Here is a 13,522-nt window from a genome sequence, read left to right on the forward strand (position 1 = left end):
CCGGGCCTTCGTCATGCCGTGGGCCCCCTCCAAAGTTGTGCGAGCGAAGTGCGGTTCGCTGAGCGCGAGTTGGGTCCGAACGTGTTTCACTTGTCTCCCTGTGGGCATGTCGACAAAACGCTGAAGTGACCTCACTGGCCGCGATATACCAGGTGTACGCGGGTTACAGGTGGTGCGACGATGGTATTTATGGGGGACAGGGCAACTCTGTTGGAGACAGGGCGGTTTGTGCAGCGACGCGGTCGGACGGCGGAAAGCGTGGCAGATGCGGCATTCGTCGCTGCCGTGGCCGAGCCTTCCCCGGGCGCGCGCGAGGCCGCCGTCATCGCCGCGGACATCGACGAGCCGAGCGCACCCACCCTCGGTACCGAGGGCGCGGGCACGGCCGTCACGAGCACCGACACCACCGACACGGCGGACCACTCCGACGAGACCGAGGCCCGGCACCGCCGCGCCGCCGAGTCCGGTGACGCCGGGTCGATGAGCGTGCTCGGTGCTCTCCTGCTCCGCCGCGGCGACCTGGACGGCGCCGAGACCTACCTGCGCGCAGCCACGGCGGAGGGCGACCGGGCCGCGGCCAACAATCTGGGGGTCCTTCTCCATCAGCGCGGCTACCCGGACGAGGCGGCCGGCTGGTGGCGCATCGCCGCCGTGGCGGGTTCTGCCGCCGCCGCGCACGCCCTCGGGCGCCACTTCCGCGAGCGCGGGGACGAGCCCGGAGCCGAGTACTGGCTGCGCCAGTCCGCCGAGCAGGGGCACGCGCTGGGCGCCTACGCGCTGGCCGACCTGCTGGAGCACCGCGGCGACGTCGGTGCCGAACGCTGGCTGCGCGCCGCCGCCGAGCAGGGCCACCGGGAGGCCGCGTACCGGCTGGCGCGGGCGGTCGAGCGCAACGCCGTCGGCGACGCGTACGACACGCTGGGTCCGGGACGCGTCCTGCGCGGGGGAGTGCCGTCGGAGCGGCCGGTGGCGGGTCCGGCGGCGAAGCGGGACAGCCCCGTCGCGGGCCCCGACGCCGGCCGGGTCGGCGAGGCCGAGCAGTGGTACCGGCAGGCCGCCGCGCGGGGGCACCGCCGGGCGGCCCTCCATCTGGGAGCCATCCTCGAACAGCGCGGGGAGCTGAAGGAGGCGGGCCGCTGGTATCTCACCGCCGCGAAGCAGGGGGAGCCCCGGGCGGCGTGCGCCCTCGGCTTCCTGCTGCGCGACGCGGGTGACGAGGAGAGCGCGGCCGTGTGGTGGCTGCGTGCGGCGCAGGACGGCGACGGCAACGCCGCCAACGCGCTGGGCGCGCTGCACGCGGCACGCGGGGAGCAGCAGACGGCCGAGCGCTGGTACCGGGCCGCCATGGACGCGGGCGACGTCAACGGCGCCTACAACCTCGGTCTGCTCTGCGCCGCCCAGGACCGGATCCCGCAGGCGGAGCAGTGGTACCGCCGCGCCGCCTACGCCGGCCACCGCGAGGCGGCCAACGCGCTGGCAGTGCTGCTGCTCCAGGCCGGTGACGCGAGCGGGGCGGAGCCGTGGTTCTCCAAGGCCGCCGAAGCGGGCAGCGTGGACGCCGCGTTCAACCTCGGCATCCTGCACGCGGGCCGCGACGAGGACCGTGCGGCCTTCGGCTGGTACCAGCGGGCTGCGGCGGCCGGCCACACCGACGCCGCGCTCCAGGTGGGCATGGCCCTGCTGCGCGACGGTGAGGAGCAGGAGGCCGAGCGCCACCTGCGCTGCGCGGCCGGCGGCGGCAGCGCCGAGGCCGCCTTCCGGCTGGGGGGGGTGCTCGACCTGCGCCAGCCCGCCCCGGGCCCTCCCGCGCTGGGGGAGCCGATGCCCGAGAAGACCGAGTGCGAGGAGTGGTACGAGAGGGCGGCCGAGCAGGGGCACCGCCGCGCCCAGGTGCGCGCCGGGATGCTCGCGGCCGCACGCGGGGACATGGAGAGCGCCGCCCGCTGGTACCGCGAGGCCGCGGAGTCCGGCAGCCGCAACGGAGCCTTCAACCTCGGCCTGCTGCTCGCCCGTGAGGGCAGCGAGCGCGAGGCCGCCCTGTGGTGGAGCCGCGCCGCCAACGACGGGCACGGCCGGGCAGCCCTGCGTCTCGCACTGCTGGCGGCACGCCGGGGCGAGCTCACCGAGGGGAAGCGCTGGTGTGCCCGCGCGGTCGAGCTGGGGCCGGCCGAGGTGGCCGAGCGGGCCGCGCGGCTGCTGGAGGCGCTGCACCAGGAGCTCACCGCGTGACGGAGCGCGGCGGGCACCTCCGGGCCGCGCACGGGTGGCCGGCGAATGAATTTGCTCCGTCCGGCGGGCGTGCCGTACTGTTGCACTCACAACGACGCGGGGTGGAGCAGCTCGGTAGCTCGCTGGGCTCATAACCCAGAGGTCGCAGGTTCAAATCCTGTCCCCGCTACTGAAGACAGAGGCCCGGATCCTTCAAGGATCCGGGCCTCTGTCGTATGCGCCCGTGCAAAGGGGCCACGGCGCCCGCCTGTGGTCGCGGCGCCCGCCAACTGCCTGTGAAGGGTCATGCGCCCGCCGGGTCGCACGGAGGTGTGCACGTGCCCCGAAGGTGCCGCGAGGTGCGCACCACGGCCTGTGCAGGGCGCGACCGGGCACCTGGCAGGGCGCGATCGGGCAGGTGCGACCGGTCGGGCCCGGGCGCCCCGGCGGCGTGTCAGGCGGTGGCGGCGCAGTTCGGGCAGACGCCCCGGTAGGTCACTTCCACGTCCGAGATCGTGAAGCCGAAACGCTCCTCGGCCGGCAGATCCGCCATCGGGTTGCCGGACGGGTGCACGTCACGGATGGCGCCGCAGTGCCCGCACACGAGGTGCTGGTGGGGGCGGTGGGCGTTCGGGTCGTACCGCTTGGCCCGGCGGTCGGTGGTGACCTCGATGACCTCACCGAGGGAGACCATCTCGCCCAGGGTGTTGTACACGGTGGCGCGGGAGATCTCCGGGAGCACCGTGACGGCCCTCGCGTGGACCTCGTCCGCCGTCAGGTGCACGTGGTCCCCTTCGAGGACCTCGGCCACGACGCGCCGCTGAGCCGTCATGCGCCAGCCGCGTCCACGAAGTCGTTCCAGGAGGTCACTCATGGGGCCAGCCTAGCAGCGGGAGGGGTGGAGTCCCGAGTGGGTTTGACTTTGGATTGCCGATTGACTTGGACAAAGTCCATTGTAGGATCGGTTTCGGTATTGGGGGCAGGACAGGCTGCGCGGACAGGATCGTGCGCAGGAAAGACTCATGGAGGCGCGCGTGACGCAGGGACCGCTCACCACGGAGGCCGGGGCACCGGTGGCCGACAACCAGAACAGCGAGACCGCCGGCCCGGGCGGACCGGTCCTCGTCCAGGACCAGGCGCTCCTGGAGAAGCTCGCGCACTTCAACCGGGAGCGCATCCCGGAGCGCGTCGTCCACGCGCGCGGCGCGGGTGCCTACGGCACGTTCACGCTGACCCGTGACGTCTCGCGGTGGACCCGGGCGAAGTTCCTCTCCGAGGTCGGGAAGCAGACCGAGACGTTCCTCCGCTTCTCCACCGTGGCGGGCAACCTCGGCTCCGCCGACGCGGCCCGCGACCCCCGGGGCTGGGCGCTGAAGTTCTACACCGAGGAGGGCAACTACGACCTCGTCGGCAACAACACCCCGGTGTTCTTCATCAAGGACGCCATCAAGTTCCCCGACTTCATCCACACCCAGAAGCGCGACCCGTACACCGGCTCGCAGGAGGCGGACAACGTCTGGGACTTCTGGGGCCTCTCGCCCGAGTCCACGCACCAGGTGACCTGGCTGTTCGGCGACCGCGGCATCCCGGCCTCGTACCGTCACATGAACGGCTACGGCTCGCACACCTTCCAGTGGAACAACGAGGCCGGCGAGGTCTTCTGGGTCAAATACCATTTCAAGACCGACCAGGGCATCAGGAACCTGACCACCGAGGAGGCCGTCCGCCTCTCCGGTGTCGACCCGGACAGCCACCAGCGCGACCTCCGCGAGTCCATCGAGCGGGGCGACTTCCCGAGCTGGACCGTGCAGGTCCAGATCATGCCCGCGGCCGAGGCCGCCGGCTACCGGTTCAATCCGTTCGACCTCACCAAGGTGTGGCCGCACGAGGACTACCCGCCGATCGAGATCGGCACGCTGGAGCTCAACCGCAACCCGGAGAACGTCTTCGCCGAGGTCGAGCAGTCGATCTTCAGCCCGGCGCACTTCGTGCCCGGCATCGGCCCGTCCCCGGACAAGATGCTCCAGGGCCGGCTCTTCGCGTACGGCGACGCCCACCGCTACCGCGTCGGCATCAACGCAGACCACCTGCCGGTGAACCGTCCCCACGCCACCGAGGCGCGCACCAACAGCCGTGACGGCCTTCTCTACGACGGCCGCCACAAGGGTGCCAAGAACTACGAGCCGAACAGCTTCGGCGGCCCGGCCCAGACCGGCCGCCCGCTCTGGCAGCCCGTGCCCGTCACCGGCGGTACGGGCAACCACGAGGCGCCGGTCCACTCCGAGGACAACGACTTCGTGCAGGCGGGCAACCTGTACCGGCTGTACTCGGACGACGAGAAGACCCGGCTGATCGACAACCTCGCCGGGTTCATCGCCAAGGTCTCGCGCGACGACATCGCCGACCGTGCGATCAACAACTTCCGTCAGGCGGACGGGGACTTCGGCAAGCGTCTGGAGGCCGCGGTCCAGGCCCTGCGCGGCTGACGGGACGCCTCGCCGGCGGTGGCGGGCCGGATCCTCCCGCGCGGGAGGATCCGGCCCGCTGCCGTGTCCTGCCCTTCGCCCCGTCAGACCGCCAGCTCGGCCGGCCGCCTCCTGGCCGGGGTCCAGCACCGGATGATGTCGCGCACCGAGACGATGCCGACGGGGCCGTCGCCGTCCAGCACGATCAGATGCCGGAAACCTCCGTGCGTCATGGCTGCCGCGGCCTCTTCCAGCGTCCACGTGGGCGACGCGAAGACCACGTCGGTGGTGGTGTGGGTCGAGGCGGTCTCCACATCGGGATCCTGCCCCGCACCCACGGCGTTCAGGACGTCGCGTTCGGTGATGATCCCGAGGCCGCAGGTGTCGGGGTCGTGGACGACGGCTGCTCCGATCCGGCGGGCCGACATCAGCCGGGCCGCCTGGCGGAGGGTGTGGGCCGGGCCGATGGTGAGGACCAGTGTGCTCATGGCGTCGCGGACGAGCATGGAACGAGCCACCTCCTTCGTCATGCGAACCCGGGAGCGGCCTTCGTGAGCCGATTCACAAGTTCACAAATGGGGGGACTCTCAGAGTCGCACCGCGCGCGCCACTCAACAAGGGGGTGCGCGCACCGGGACGGCTGTTCGAGCGGAGCCGGAGGTACCGGGGTGCGCGACACCCCGGCACGGGCGCGGAACGGGGTCAGTAGCGCTGGTTCAGATAGCCGAGAAGTTCCTCGTGCAGCAGCCCGTTCGACGCCGCCGCGTTGCCGCCGCCCGGACCGGAGACCCCGTCCAGGCTCGTGAAGCGCCCGCCGGCCTCCTGGACGATGATCGCGTTCGCCGCCATGTCCCACAGGGACAGCTCCGGCTCGGCGCAGATGTCCACCGAGCCCTCGGCGACCATCATGTACGGCCAGAAGTCGCCGTAGCCGCGCGTACGCCAGCAGGCCCGCGTCAGGTCCATGAACCCGTCGAGCCGGCCCTGCTCCTCCCAGCCCGTCATCGAGGCGTACGCGAACGAGGAGTCCGCGATCCGCCCGACCTCCGACACGCGCAGCCGCGTCGCGGAGGTCAGACTGCGGCCGGAGAAGGCCCCTGCGCCCTTCGCCGCCCACCAGCGCCGGTTGAGCGCGGGAGCCGAGACCACGCCGACCACGGGCTGGAAACCGTCCTCCCCCGCCTCCATCAACGAGATCAGCGTCGCCCAGACGGGAACGCCCCGCACGTAGTTCTTCGTGCCGTCGATCGGATCGACGACCCAGCGCCGCGGGCCCGTGCCCTCGATCCCGTACTCCTCGCCCAGGATCGCGTCGCGGGGCCGTGCCCGGTGCAGATGACCCCGGATCAGCTCCTCGGCATGCTTGTCCGCCTCGCTGACCGGGGTCATGTCCGGCTTGGTCTCGACCTTGAGGTCCATAGCCTTGAACCGGTCCATGGTCGCCGCGTCCGCGGCGTCCGCCAGGACGTGGGCGAGGCGCAGATCATCGTGGTAATCGGGCATGCCGTCACAGTATCCACAGCGATCCGCGCGGGCTACACGGACCCGTGCGGGCGCCGGGTTCCCCGGTGCGCGGGCCCTTGACAGGGGCCCCGGCCGCATCAACTCTGAAGCGCAGGTCCCGGCGTGGGAGGCGACGATGCCGACAGCGCGTGAAGCCCTTCTGGACGCCGCGCACTCGGCGCTCTCCAGGCAGTCCTGGACGTCGGTGCGCATGGTCGACGTCGCGGCCCGGGCCGGGGTGTCCCGGCAGACGCTCTACAACGAGTTCGGCAGCAAGGACGGCCTGGCCCGTGCCCTCATCCGGCGCGCGGCCGACGGCTACCTCGCGGGTGTCGACCGGACGCTCGGCGCCGACCGGAGACAGGGCGACGGCCCCGCCGAGCTGGCCCGCTGGACCGTCCGGGCGGCCGGTGCGAACGCCCTGGTCAAAGCGCTGCTCACCGGGGTGTGGGGGGAACGCCTGCCCCGCCCGGTGGCGCCCGCGGCCGGGCTCCGGACGGGTCAGGCGCTGCCCACGCCCGGTGAACTGCTCATGCTCGTACGGGACCGGGCCGTCGTGGCCCTGCGGGAGGGACCCGCCGCGCAGGACCGCGCGAGACTGGAGCTGACCTGCGAGATCGCGCTCCGGCTCGCCGTCTCGTACACGCTGGTGCCGGCGGATCCCGCGGCGGGAGGTGCCCGGGAGGCTCAGGCCGAGGACCCCGAGAGCTGCAGCCCGATGACCCCGACGATCACCAGGGAGATCGACACCAGCTTCAGAGTGGAGACCACGTCGTCGAGGAAGACCATGCCGTAGATCGCCGTGCCCGCCGCGCCGATACCGGTCCACACGGCGTACGCGGGGCCGACGTCGAGCTTCTTCAGCGCCAGGGTGAGCAGGCCGAAGCTGCCCAGCGCGAACGCGCAGAACGCGATCGTCGGCCAGAGCCGGGTGAACCCGTGCGAGAGCTTCAGGCACACGGCGAAGCCGGTCTCGAGCAGTCCGGCGACCACGACCAGCAACCACGCCATCGTCCGTGCCTCCCACGTAGGTGACGCCTCGTCACGCTCGACGTGATTATGCCCTTACCAGCCGCCTGACCTCGCAAACGTGCGCGAGTCGGACCGCCCGAAACCGCCCCGCCGCGCCTCAGTCGCCCTCGCGCCGTTCCCGCGTCGACAGGAGCCTGCGCAGCGAGTCGAGACGTGCCGGGTCGGCGTGTCCGTCCGCGACCCAGGCGTCCAGGGCGCACTCCGGTTCCTGGCCGTCGTGGGTGCAGCCCCGCGGGCAGTTCTCGGTGCCCGGTTCGAGGTCGGGGAAGGCGTGGATGACCCGGGAGGGATCGACGTGGTGCAGCCCGAAGGAACGCACACCCGGGGTGTCGACCACCCAGCCGCGCCCGTCCGGCAGCGGCAGGGCGAGCGCCGACGTGGTGGTGTGGCGGCCGCGGCCCGTGACCGCGTTGACCACACCCGTCGTGCGACGCCTGTCCTTCGGGACCAGGGCGTTGACCAGGGTCGTCTTGCCGACGCCCGAGTGCCCGACGAAGGCCGTCACCCGGCCGTCCAGCAGCTCGCGTACCCGCTCCGCGGCGTCGCCGTTCTCCAGCTCCTCACGGCTGGTCACGATGTACGGGACGCCCAGCGGGGTGTACGCCTCCAGGAGCTTGTCCGCCGAGGCCAGGTCGGACTTCGTCAGGACGAGGAGCGGGCTGAGCCCGCCGTCGTACGCCGCCACCAGACAGCGGTCGATCATGCGGGGCCGCGGCTCGGGATCGGCCAGCGCCGTCACGATGGCCAGCTGGTCGGCGTTGGCGACGACCACCCGCTCGAAGGGGTCGTCGTCGTCGGCCGTGCGGCGGAGCACCGAGGTGCGGGCGCCGATCCGCACGATGCGGGCCAGGGTGTCCTTGTCGCCGGAGAGATCACCGACGAGGGAGACGCGGTCGCCCACCACGGCGGCCTTGCGGCCCAGCTCCCGGGCCTTCATGGCCACCACGGTGCGCTCCTCGACCAGGCAGGTCAGCCGGCCCCGGTCGACGGTGAGGACCATGCCCTCCTCGGCGTCCTCGTGCTTGGGGCGGGTGTGCGTGCGGGGCCGGTTGCCCTTGGGGTTGGGGCGTACGCGGATGTCGTCCTCGTCGGGGTTCTTCCCGTAACGGCGCACGTCCTCAGGCCCCGCTGCTTCCGCGGGAGGCGCCGGGCGCCCCGGTGGCGACCCCGACGGCGCCGGACGGCTCCCCGAGCATGCCGGTCCACATCTCCGGGAAGTCCGGCAGGGTCTTCGCGGTCGTGCCGACGTTCTCGATCTCCACCCCGGCCACGGCGAGGCCGATGATCGCGCCCGCCGTCGCCATCCGGTGGTCGTCGTACGTGTGGAAGACGCCGCCCTGCAGCGGCCGGGGCCGGATGTGCAGGCCGTCGGCGGTCTCCGTGACGTCGCCGCCCAGGCCGTTGATCTCCTTGGTCAGCGCGGCCAGCCGGTCCGTCTCGTGCAGCCGCAGGTGGGCGACGCCGCTCAGCGTGGACGGGGAGTCCGCGAGCGCGGCGAGGGCCGCGATGCCCGGCGTCAGCTCACCGACCTCGCTCAGGTCGACGTCGATGCCGTGGACGGTGCCCGAGCCCGTGAAGGTCAGGCCCCGCTCGGTCAGCTCGCACGAGCCACCCATTGCGGTGAAGATCTCACGCAGCGCGTCACCCGGCTGGGTGGTGCGCAGCGGCCAGTCGGGAACGGTGACGCGGCCACCGGTCACCAGCGCCGCCGCGAGGAACGGCTGTGCGTTGGAGAGGTCCGGCTCCACGGTCAGATCGCGGCCCAGGAGGGCGGAGGGGGACACCCGCCAGACGTTCGGCTCGCCCCCCGTCTCGGGCTCGTCGACCTGGGCGCCCACCGAGCGCAGCATGTCGACGGTCATCCGGATGTGAGGCATGGACGGCAGCGCGGAGCCGGTGTGCCGGACCTCCACCCCCTGGTTGAAGCGGGGCGCGGACAGCAGCAGCGCGGAGACGAACTGGGACGAGGAGGAGGCGTCGATCGCCACCGGCCCGCCGTCCAGGGCGCCCGCTCCGTGCACGGTGAGGGGGAGCGTGCCCCGGCCGTCGTCGTCGATCCGGGCGCCCAGCGCCTTCAGCGCGTCGATCACGCCGTGCAGGGGGCGCTCGTAGGACCGGGGGTCGCCGTCGAAGTGGACGGGGCCGTCGGCGAGGCAGGCCACCGGCGGCAGGAAGCGCATGACCGTGCCGGCGTTGCCGACGTCGACCCGGGCCGGGCCGTGCAGTCCGGCCGGGATGACCCGCCAGGCCTCGCCCGAGCCGTCGGGGCCCACGCCCTCCTCGATGCCGACCCCCATCGCGCGCAGGGCCTGCGCCATCAGCAGGGTGTCGCGGGACCGCAGCGGCCGGCGCAGCCAGCCGGGTTCGGAGGACAGCGCGGCGAGCACGAGCGCGCGGTTGGTGACCGACTTCGATCCGGGCACGGTGACGGTCGCGTCGACGGCCCCGGTCGCACGGGGGGCGGGCCAGAGGGCAGGGTGCACGGGACTTTCGGTCATGCCCCTCACTTTAGTGGCTCACCGCAAACCCGGATCCTGATCAAAAAGGCGGAAACCGGGGCGTCATACAAGGGTGATACAGAGCCGGTGCACACCCGTGCCCGCCCGTCCGCGCGCCGGCCGTCGCGGCCCGGCCCCGCGCCCGCCGGCCGTCACAGGCCGAGCAGCCAGCGCCCGCCGCCGATCAGCGAGCTCAGCGACACCACATGGAAGAGGAACAGCCACATCGCCGCCGGCGCGTGCGTCAGCCGGGCGAGCTGGTCGGCGTCGGAGTCGGGCGCACCGCCGTGACGCCGCTTGGACTGCAGCTCGAAGGCCGGGCGCACGCCGCCCAGCAGCAGGAACCAGACCACGGTGTAGGCGAACGCCGCCTGCACCTCCGCCGACGTCAGCCACGACACGAGCAGGAACGCCGTGCCCGTGAGGATGACCGTCAGCGCCCCGTACAGATTGCGGATCATGACGAGCATGACCGCCAGGAGCGCCGTCGCCAGCCACAGGAGCAGGGTGATCCTGCCGTCGGCCAGCAGCCAGGCCCCGCCCAGTCCGAGCAGCGGCGGCGCGGTGTAGCCGGCCGCCGCGGTGAGGATCATGCCGATGCCGGTGGGCTTGCCGCGGCTCACCGTCAGCCCGCTGGTGTCGGAGTGCAGACGGATACCGGAGAGCTGGCGCCCGGTGAGCAGGGCCACCAGTCCGTGGCCGCCCTCGTGCGCGATGGTGATCGCGTTCCGGGAGAGCCGCCATATGAGGTTCGGCACGACGGCGGCGAGTGCCGCGGTGGCCGTCACGACCACCAGCCACTGCGCGGGGGCGGGCTGGGTCCCGAAGACGCGGTCCCACAGCTCACCCAGATCGGTGCTGTCCATGGCGCGGGCGGCTCCTTCCATGCTCGAGGGATTCACATCCACTCGACCGGCGGGTCGTGGCAGTCTGGCACCTATGTGCGGACGGTATGCAGCGAGTCGGCGGCCAGAGGATCTGACCGGGCTCTTCGGTGTCGAGAAGTGGGAACCCACCGAGACCCTTGAGCCCGACTGGAACGTCGCGCCGACCAAGGAGGTCTACGCGATTCTCGACCGCCCTGTGAAGGACGCGGACGACCAGCGGCCGGTTCGCCAGCTGCGCACCCTGAAATGGGGGCTGGTGCCGTCCTGGGCGAAGACCCCGGAGGGCGGCGCGCGCATGATCAACGCGCGCGCGGAGACCGTCCATGAGAAGCCGTCCTTCCGCCGCCCCTTCGTGTCGAGGCGCTGCATCCTGCCCGCGGACGGCTACTACGAGTGGGTCACCGGCGCCGACGAGCGGCAGCTGGAGGAGAAGGGGAGGAGGAAGCGGCCCCGCAAGCAGCCGTACTTCGTGACGCCCGCCGACGGCTCCGTCTTCGCCATGGCCGGCCTGTACGAGTTCTGGCGCGACCGGACCCTTCCCGACGACCATCCGCAGGCCTGGTGGGTGACCTGTTCGGTGATCACGACCGAGGCCGAGACGTCACCGCTCGCCGTGGCCCCCGCGGAGGGGCCCGGCTCGCTCTCCGACATCCACCCCCGGATGCCGCTGATGCTCACGCCGGACCGCTGGGACGACTGGCTCGACCCGTCGCGGACCGACGTCGAGGAGCTCAAGGCGCTGCTCGCGCCGCCGCCCGGCGGCCTGATGCGCGCCTACCCGGTGGCCACCGCCGTCAGCAACGTCCGCAACAACGGACCGGAACTCCTGGAGGAGCTGGCCGCGCCCGAGGTGAGCACGCTCTTCTGACCCGGCAGGATGACCCCGTGAGCCGTACCGCAGGGACATCGAAGAGGACAGAGACCGTCGCCACGGACGCCGGGGAGGCCAGGATCACCTGGCTCCCGGCGCAGGACGCGCGCCTCGTGCTCGCCGTCGGCCACGGTGCCGGGGGCGGAATCGAGGCCCGCGACCTCCAGGCGCTGGCCGCCGTGCTGCCGGGGCGGGGTGTGACCGTGGCGCTGGTCGAGCAGCCGTGGCGGGTGGCCGGGAAGAAGGTCGCACCGGCCCCCCGGACCCTGGACACCGCGTGGACCGGGCTGTGGCCGGCGCTGACGGCGCCCGGGCTGCCCGTCGTCGCCGGCGGGCGCAGCGCGGGGGCCCGGGTCGCCTGCCGGACGGCTGCCGCGCTGGGTGCCCGCGCCGTGCTCGCGCTGAGTTTCCCGCTGCACCCGCCGGGGAAGCCGGAGAAGTCCCGCCGGGACGAGCTGCTGGGGGCCGGGGTGCCCGTCCTCGTGGTCCAGGGCGGGCGCGACCCGTTCGGGCGCCCTGAGGAGTTCCCGGCGGGGGACCACGGGCTCGTGGAGGTGCCGCACGCGGATCACGGCTTCGCCGTTCCGAAGAAGGCACCGCTGACCCAGGATCAGGCGATGGACCTGCTGGCCGGTGCGGTGGCCGGGTGGCTGGACGGACTGCCCCGGCCGGCGTAGTCCTCCTCACACCCGGGCCGCCCGCGCCGAGCCCGGGAATGCGGCATGGGGGGCGGCTGTTGTGGCTGGTGTCGGTACAACAACGTCGTACGTGGAGAGGGAGTCCCTCGCATGGGTTCCACCATCTGCCCGAGCCGCTCGAGCGCCGCCGAACTCGAGTGGACGGTGCTTCACGCGGCCAAGGGCGCGCCCGGGCACGCGCCGGGCACAGCGGAGCGACAGCCCGCGCAGCAGCAAGGTCGACTATTCTCCGACGGGAGCGGGTCCGCTTTCGGCCCCGTCACATCGTTGGAGGAGGTGGGTCCGGTCACTGGGACCGACACAGGGACCGACGACGGCCGTGCGCAGGAGACGACCGCCGAGCGCAACGCGCGCTTCGAGCGGGACGCCCTCGGATACCTCGACCAGATGTACTCCGCGGCGCTGCGCATGACGCGTAACCCGGCGGATGCCGAGGACCTGGTCCAGGAGACCTACGCGAAGGCGTACGGCTCCTTCCACCAGTTCCGTGAGGGCACGAACCTCAAGGCCTGGATGTACCGCATCCTCACGAACACCTTCATCAACTCCTACCGCAAGAAGCAGCGCGAACCCCAGCGGAGCGCCGCTGAGGAGATCGAGGACTGGCAGCTGGCGCGTGCGGAGTCGCACATGTCGACCGGTCTGCGCTCGGCGGAGTCGCAGGCGCTGGACCACCTGCCGGACTCCGACGTGAAGTCGGCGCTGCAGTCGATTCCCGAAGAGTTCCGGATCGCTGTGTATCTCGCGGACGTAGAGGGCTTTGCGTACAAGGAGATCGCGGACATCATGGGGACACCCATCGGTACGGTCATGTCCCGGCTGCACCGGGGGCGCCGTCAGCTGCGCGGCATGCTGGAGGACTACGCGCGTGAGCGCGGACTCGTCCCGGCCGGTGCCGGTGAGTCGGACGAAACGAAAGGCTCGGCCTCATGAGCTGCGGAGAGCCGCACGAGACGGATTGCTCAGAGGTTCTCGATCATCTCTACGAGTTTCTCGACCATGAGATGCCCGAGGGCGACTGCACCAAGTTCGAGGTGCACTTCGAGGAGTGCTCCCCGTGCCTCGAGAAGTACGGCCTGGAGCAGGCCGTGAAGAAGCTGGTCAAGCGCTGCTGCGGCCAGGACGACGTGCCCGCCGACCTGCGCTCGAAGGTGATGGGCCGGATCGACCTGATCCGTTCCGGGCAGGCCGTCCCCGAGCGGGACGTGGCCGTCGGCGGCGCCGACCGGCCGGCCGCCGCAGCGGAGTGACGGATTCCGTCACCGCGTACTGAGCGCCGTTTCCCCGGCCATGTCACCCGAATGTGCTAATCCGGCCCGTTCGGTCCCTCCGTACGGCCCCACTCGCTAGCCTGGCGCCC

The 13,522-nt window shown here is 72.1% G+C and carries 14 protein-coding genes and 1 tRNA gene; 8 read left to right on the top strand and 7 right to left on the bottom strand.

The window, feature by feature from the left end; all coding sequences use genetic code 11:
- The first annotated feature begins 180 nt into the window (after positions 1-180).
- Entirely contained in the window at positions 181-2,229 is a 2,049-nt protein-coding gene (locus tag OHT61_RS21455) for a tetratricopeptide repeat protein (protein ID WP_329040446.1), read from the top strand.
- A gap of 95 nt (positions 2,230-2,324) precedes the next feature.
- A tRNA-Met gene (locus OHT61_RS21460) sits at positions 2,325-2,398 on the top strand.
- A gap of 264 nt (positions 2,399-2,662) precedes the next feature.
- Here the strand turns inward: OHT61_RS21460 and OHT61_RS21465 are convergent.
- The gene (locus tag OHT61_RS21465; protein ID WP_329040447.1) at positions 2,663-3,082 is read right to left on the bottom strand and encodes a Fur family transcriptional regulator; all 420 of its coding nucleotides are present in this window, start codon (positions 3,080-3,082) and stop codon (positions 2,663-2,665) included.
- Positions 3,083-3,230: 148 nt separating this feature from the next.
- Here OHT61_RS21465 and OHT61_RS21470 point away from each other — a divergent pair, with 148 nt between their 5' ends.
- Positions 3,231-4,694 (top strand): catalase, encoded by a 1,464-nt coding sequence (locus OHT61_RS21470; RefSeq protein ID WP_329040448.1) that lies wholly within the window; start codon positions 3,231-3,233, stop codon positions 4,692-4,694.
- An 83-nt stretch (positions 4,695-4,777) separates the two neighbouring features.
- Here OHT61_RS21470 and OHT61_RS21475 read toward each other — a convergent pair whose 3' ends face one another.
- Positions 4,778-5,179: a CBS domain-containing protein gene (locus tag OHT61_RS21475; RefSeq protein ID WP_329040449.1), complete on the bottom strand. Its 402-nt coding sequence runs from the start codon at positions 5,177-5,179 to the stop codon at positions 4,778-4,780.
- A gap of 196 nt (positions 5,180-5,375) precedes the next feature.
- Positions 5,376-6,176 (bottom strand): histidinol-phosphatase, encoded by an 801-nt coding sequence (gene hisN / locus OHT61_RS21480; RefSeq protein ID WP_329040450.1) that lies wholly within the window; start codon positions 6,174-6,176, stop codon positions 5,376-5,378.
- A gap of 136 nt (positions 6,177-6,312) precedes the next feature.
- Here hisN and OHT61_RS21485 point away from each other — a divergent pair, with 136 nt between their 5' ends.
- Positions 6,313-6,972, top strand: a complete 660-nt coding sequence (locus OHT61_RS21485; RefSeq protein WP_329040451.1) for a TetR/AcrR family transcriptional regulator — start codon at positions 6,313-6,315, stop codon at positions 6,970-6,972.
- Here OHT61_RS21485 and OHT61_RS21490 read toward each other — a convergent pair.
- From OHT61_RS21490 to OHT61_RS21505, 4 genes are all read right to left on the bottom strand, one after another.
- A complete protein-coding gene (locus OHT61_RS21490) occupies positions 6,864-7,187 on the bottom strand; it encodes a DMT family transporter (RefSeq protein WP_327114883.1) in 324 nt (107 codons plus the stop codon). The two genes, OHT61_RS21485 and OHT61_RS21490, sit on opposite strands and share 109 nt — an antisense overlap.
- A 118-nt stretch (positions 7,188-7,305) precedes the next feature.
- Positions 7,306-8,322 (bottom strand): ribosome small subunit-dependent GTPase A, encoded by a 1,017-nt coding sequence (rsgA, locus tag OHT61_RS21495; protein ID WP_329040452.1) that lies wholly within the window; start codon positions 8,320-8,322, stop codon positions 7,306-7,308.
- Between the two features lie 4 nt (positions 8,323-8,326).
- Positions 8,327-9,706: a 3-phosphoshikimate 1-carboxyvinyltransferase gene (aroA, locus tag OHT61_RS21500; protein ID WP_329040453.1), complete on the bottom strand. Its 1,380-nt coding sequence runs from the start codon at positions 9,704-9,706 to the stop codon at positions 8,327-8,329.
- 152 nt (positions 9,707-9,858) lie between these two features.
- The gene (locus OHT61_RS21505) at positions 9,859-10,572 is read right to left on the bottom strand and encodes a M50 family metallopeptidase (protein ID WP_329040454.1); all 714 of its coding nucleotides are present in this window, start codon (positions 10,570-10,572) and stop codon (positions 9,859-9,861) included.
- Positions 10,573-10,645: 73 nt separating this feature from the next.
- Between OHT61_RS21505 and OHT61_RS21510 the strand changes: the two genes are divergently transcribed.
- From OHT61_RS21510 to rsrA, 4 genes are all read left to right on the top strand, one after another.
- Positions 10,646-11,461, top strand: a complete 816-nt coding sequence (locus OHT61_RS21510; protein ID WP_329040455.1) for an SOS response-associated peptidase — start codon at positions 10,646-10,648, stop codon at positions 11,459-11,461.
- A gap of 17 nt (positions 11,462-11,478) precedes the next feature.
- A complete protein-coding gene (locus OHT61_RS21515) occupies positions 11,479-12,141 on the top strand; it encodes an alpha/beta hydrolase family protein (RefSeq protein ID WP_329040456.1) in 663 nt (220 codons plus the stop codon).
- 297 nt (positions 12,142-12,438) lie between these two features.
- Positions 12,439-13,095, top strand: coding sequence for a sigma-70 family RNA polymerase sigma factor (locus OHT61_RS21520; protein ID WP_030123667.1), 657 nt, complete (start codon positions 12,439-12,441; stop codon positions 13,093-13,095).
- Positions 13,092-13,412, top strand: coding sequence for a mycothiol system anti-sigma-R factor (rsrA, locus tag OHT61_RS21525; protein WP_329040458.1), 321 nt, complete (start codon positions 13,092-13,094; stop codon positions 13,410-13,412). The genes OHT61_RS21520 and rsrA overlap by 4 nt, the downstream gene beginning before the upstream one ends.
- Positions 13,413-13,522 lie beyond the last annotated feature (110 nt).

This window comes from Streptomyces sp. NBC_00178, assembly GCF_036206005.1.
In the GTDB taxonomy this organism is placed as follows: Bacteria; Actinomycetota; Actinomycetes; order Streptomycetales; family Streptomycetaceae; genus Streptomyces.

Coding starts and splice junctions, on each gene's coding strand:
- OHT61_RS21455 (WP_329040446.1), top strand. CDS start 181: ATGGTATTTATGGGGGACAGGGCAACTCTGTTGGAGACAGGGCGGTTT.
- OHT61_RS21465 (WP_329040447.1), bottom strand. CDS start 3,082: ATGAGTGACCTCCTGGAACGACTTCGTGGACGCGGCTGGCGCATGACG.
- OHT61_RS21470 (WP_329040448.1), top strand. CDS start 3,231: ATGGAGGCGCGCGTGACGCAGGGACCGCTCACCACGGAGGCCGGGGCA.
- OHT61_RS21475 (WP_329040449.1), bottom strand. CDS start 5,179: ATGCTCGTCCGCGACGCCATGAGCACACTGGTCCTCACCATCGGCCCG.
- hisN (WP_329040450.1), bottom strand. CDS start 6,176: ATGCCCGATTACCACGATGATCTGCGCCTCGCCCACGTCCTGGCGGAC.
- OHT61_RS21485 (WP_329040451.1), top strand. CDS start 6,313: ATGCCGACAGCGCGTGAAGCCCTTCTGGACGCCGCGCACTCGGCGCTC.
- OHT61_RS21490 (WP_327114883.1), bottom strand. CDS start 7,187: ATGGCGTGGTTGCTGGTCGTGGTCGCCGGACTGCTCGAGACCGGCTTC.
- aroA (WP_329040453.1), bottom strand. CDS start 9,706: ATGACCGAAAGTCCCGTGCACCCTGCCCTCTGGCCCGCCCCCCGTGCG.
- OHT61_RS21505 (WP_329040454.1), bottom strand. CDS start 10,572: ATGGACAGCACCGATCTGGGTGAGCTGTGGGACCGCGTCTTCGGGACC.
- OHT61_RS21510 (WP_329040455.1), top strand. CDS start 10,646: ATGTGCGGACGGTATGCAGCGAGTCGGCGGCCAGAGGATCTGACCGGG.
- rsrA (WP_329040458.1), top strand. CDS start 13,092: ATGAGCTGCGGAGAGCCGCACGAGACGGATTGCTCAGAGGTTCTCGAT.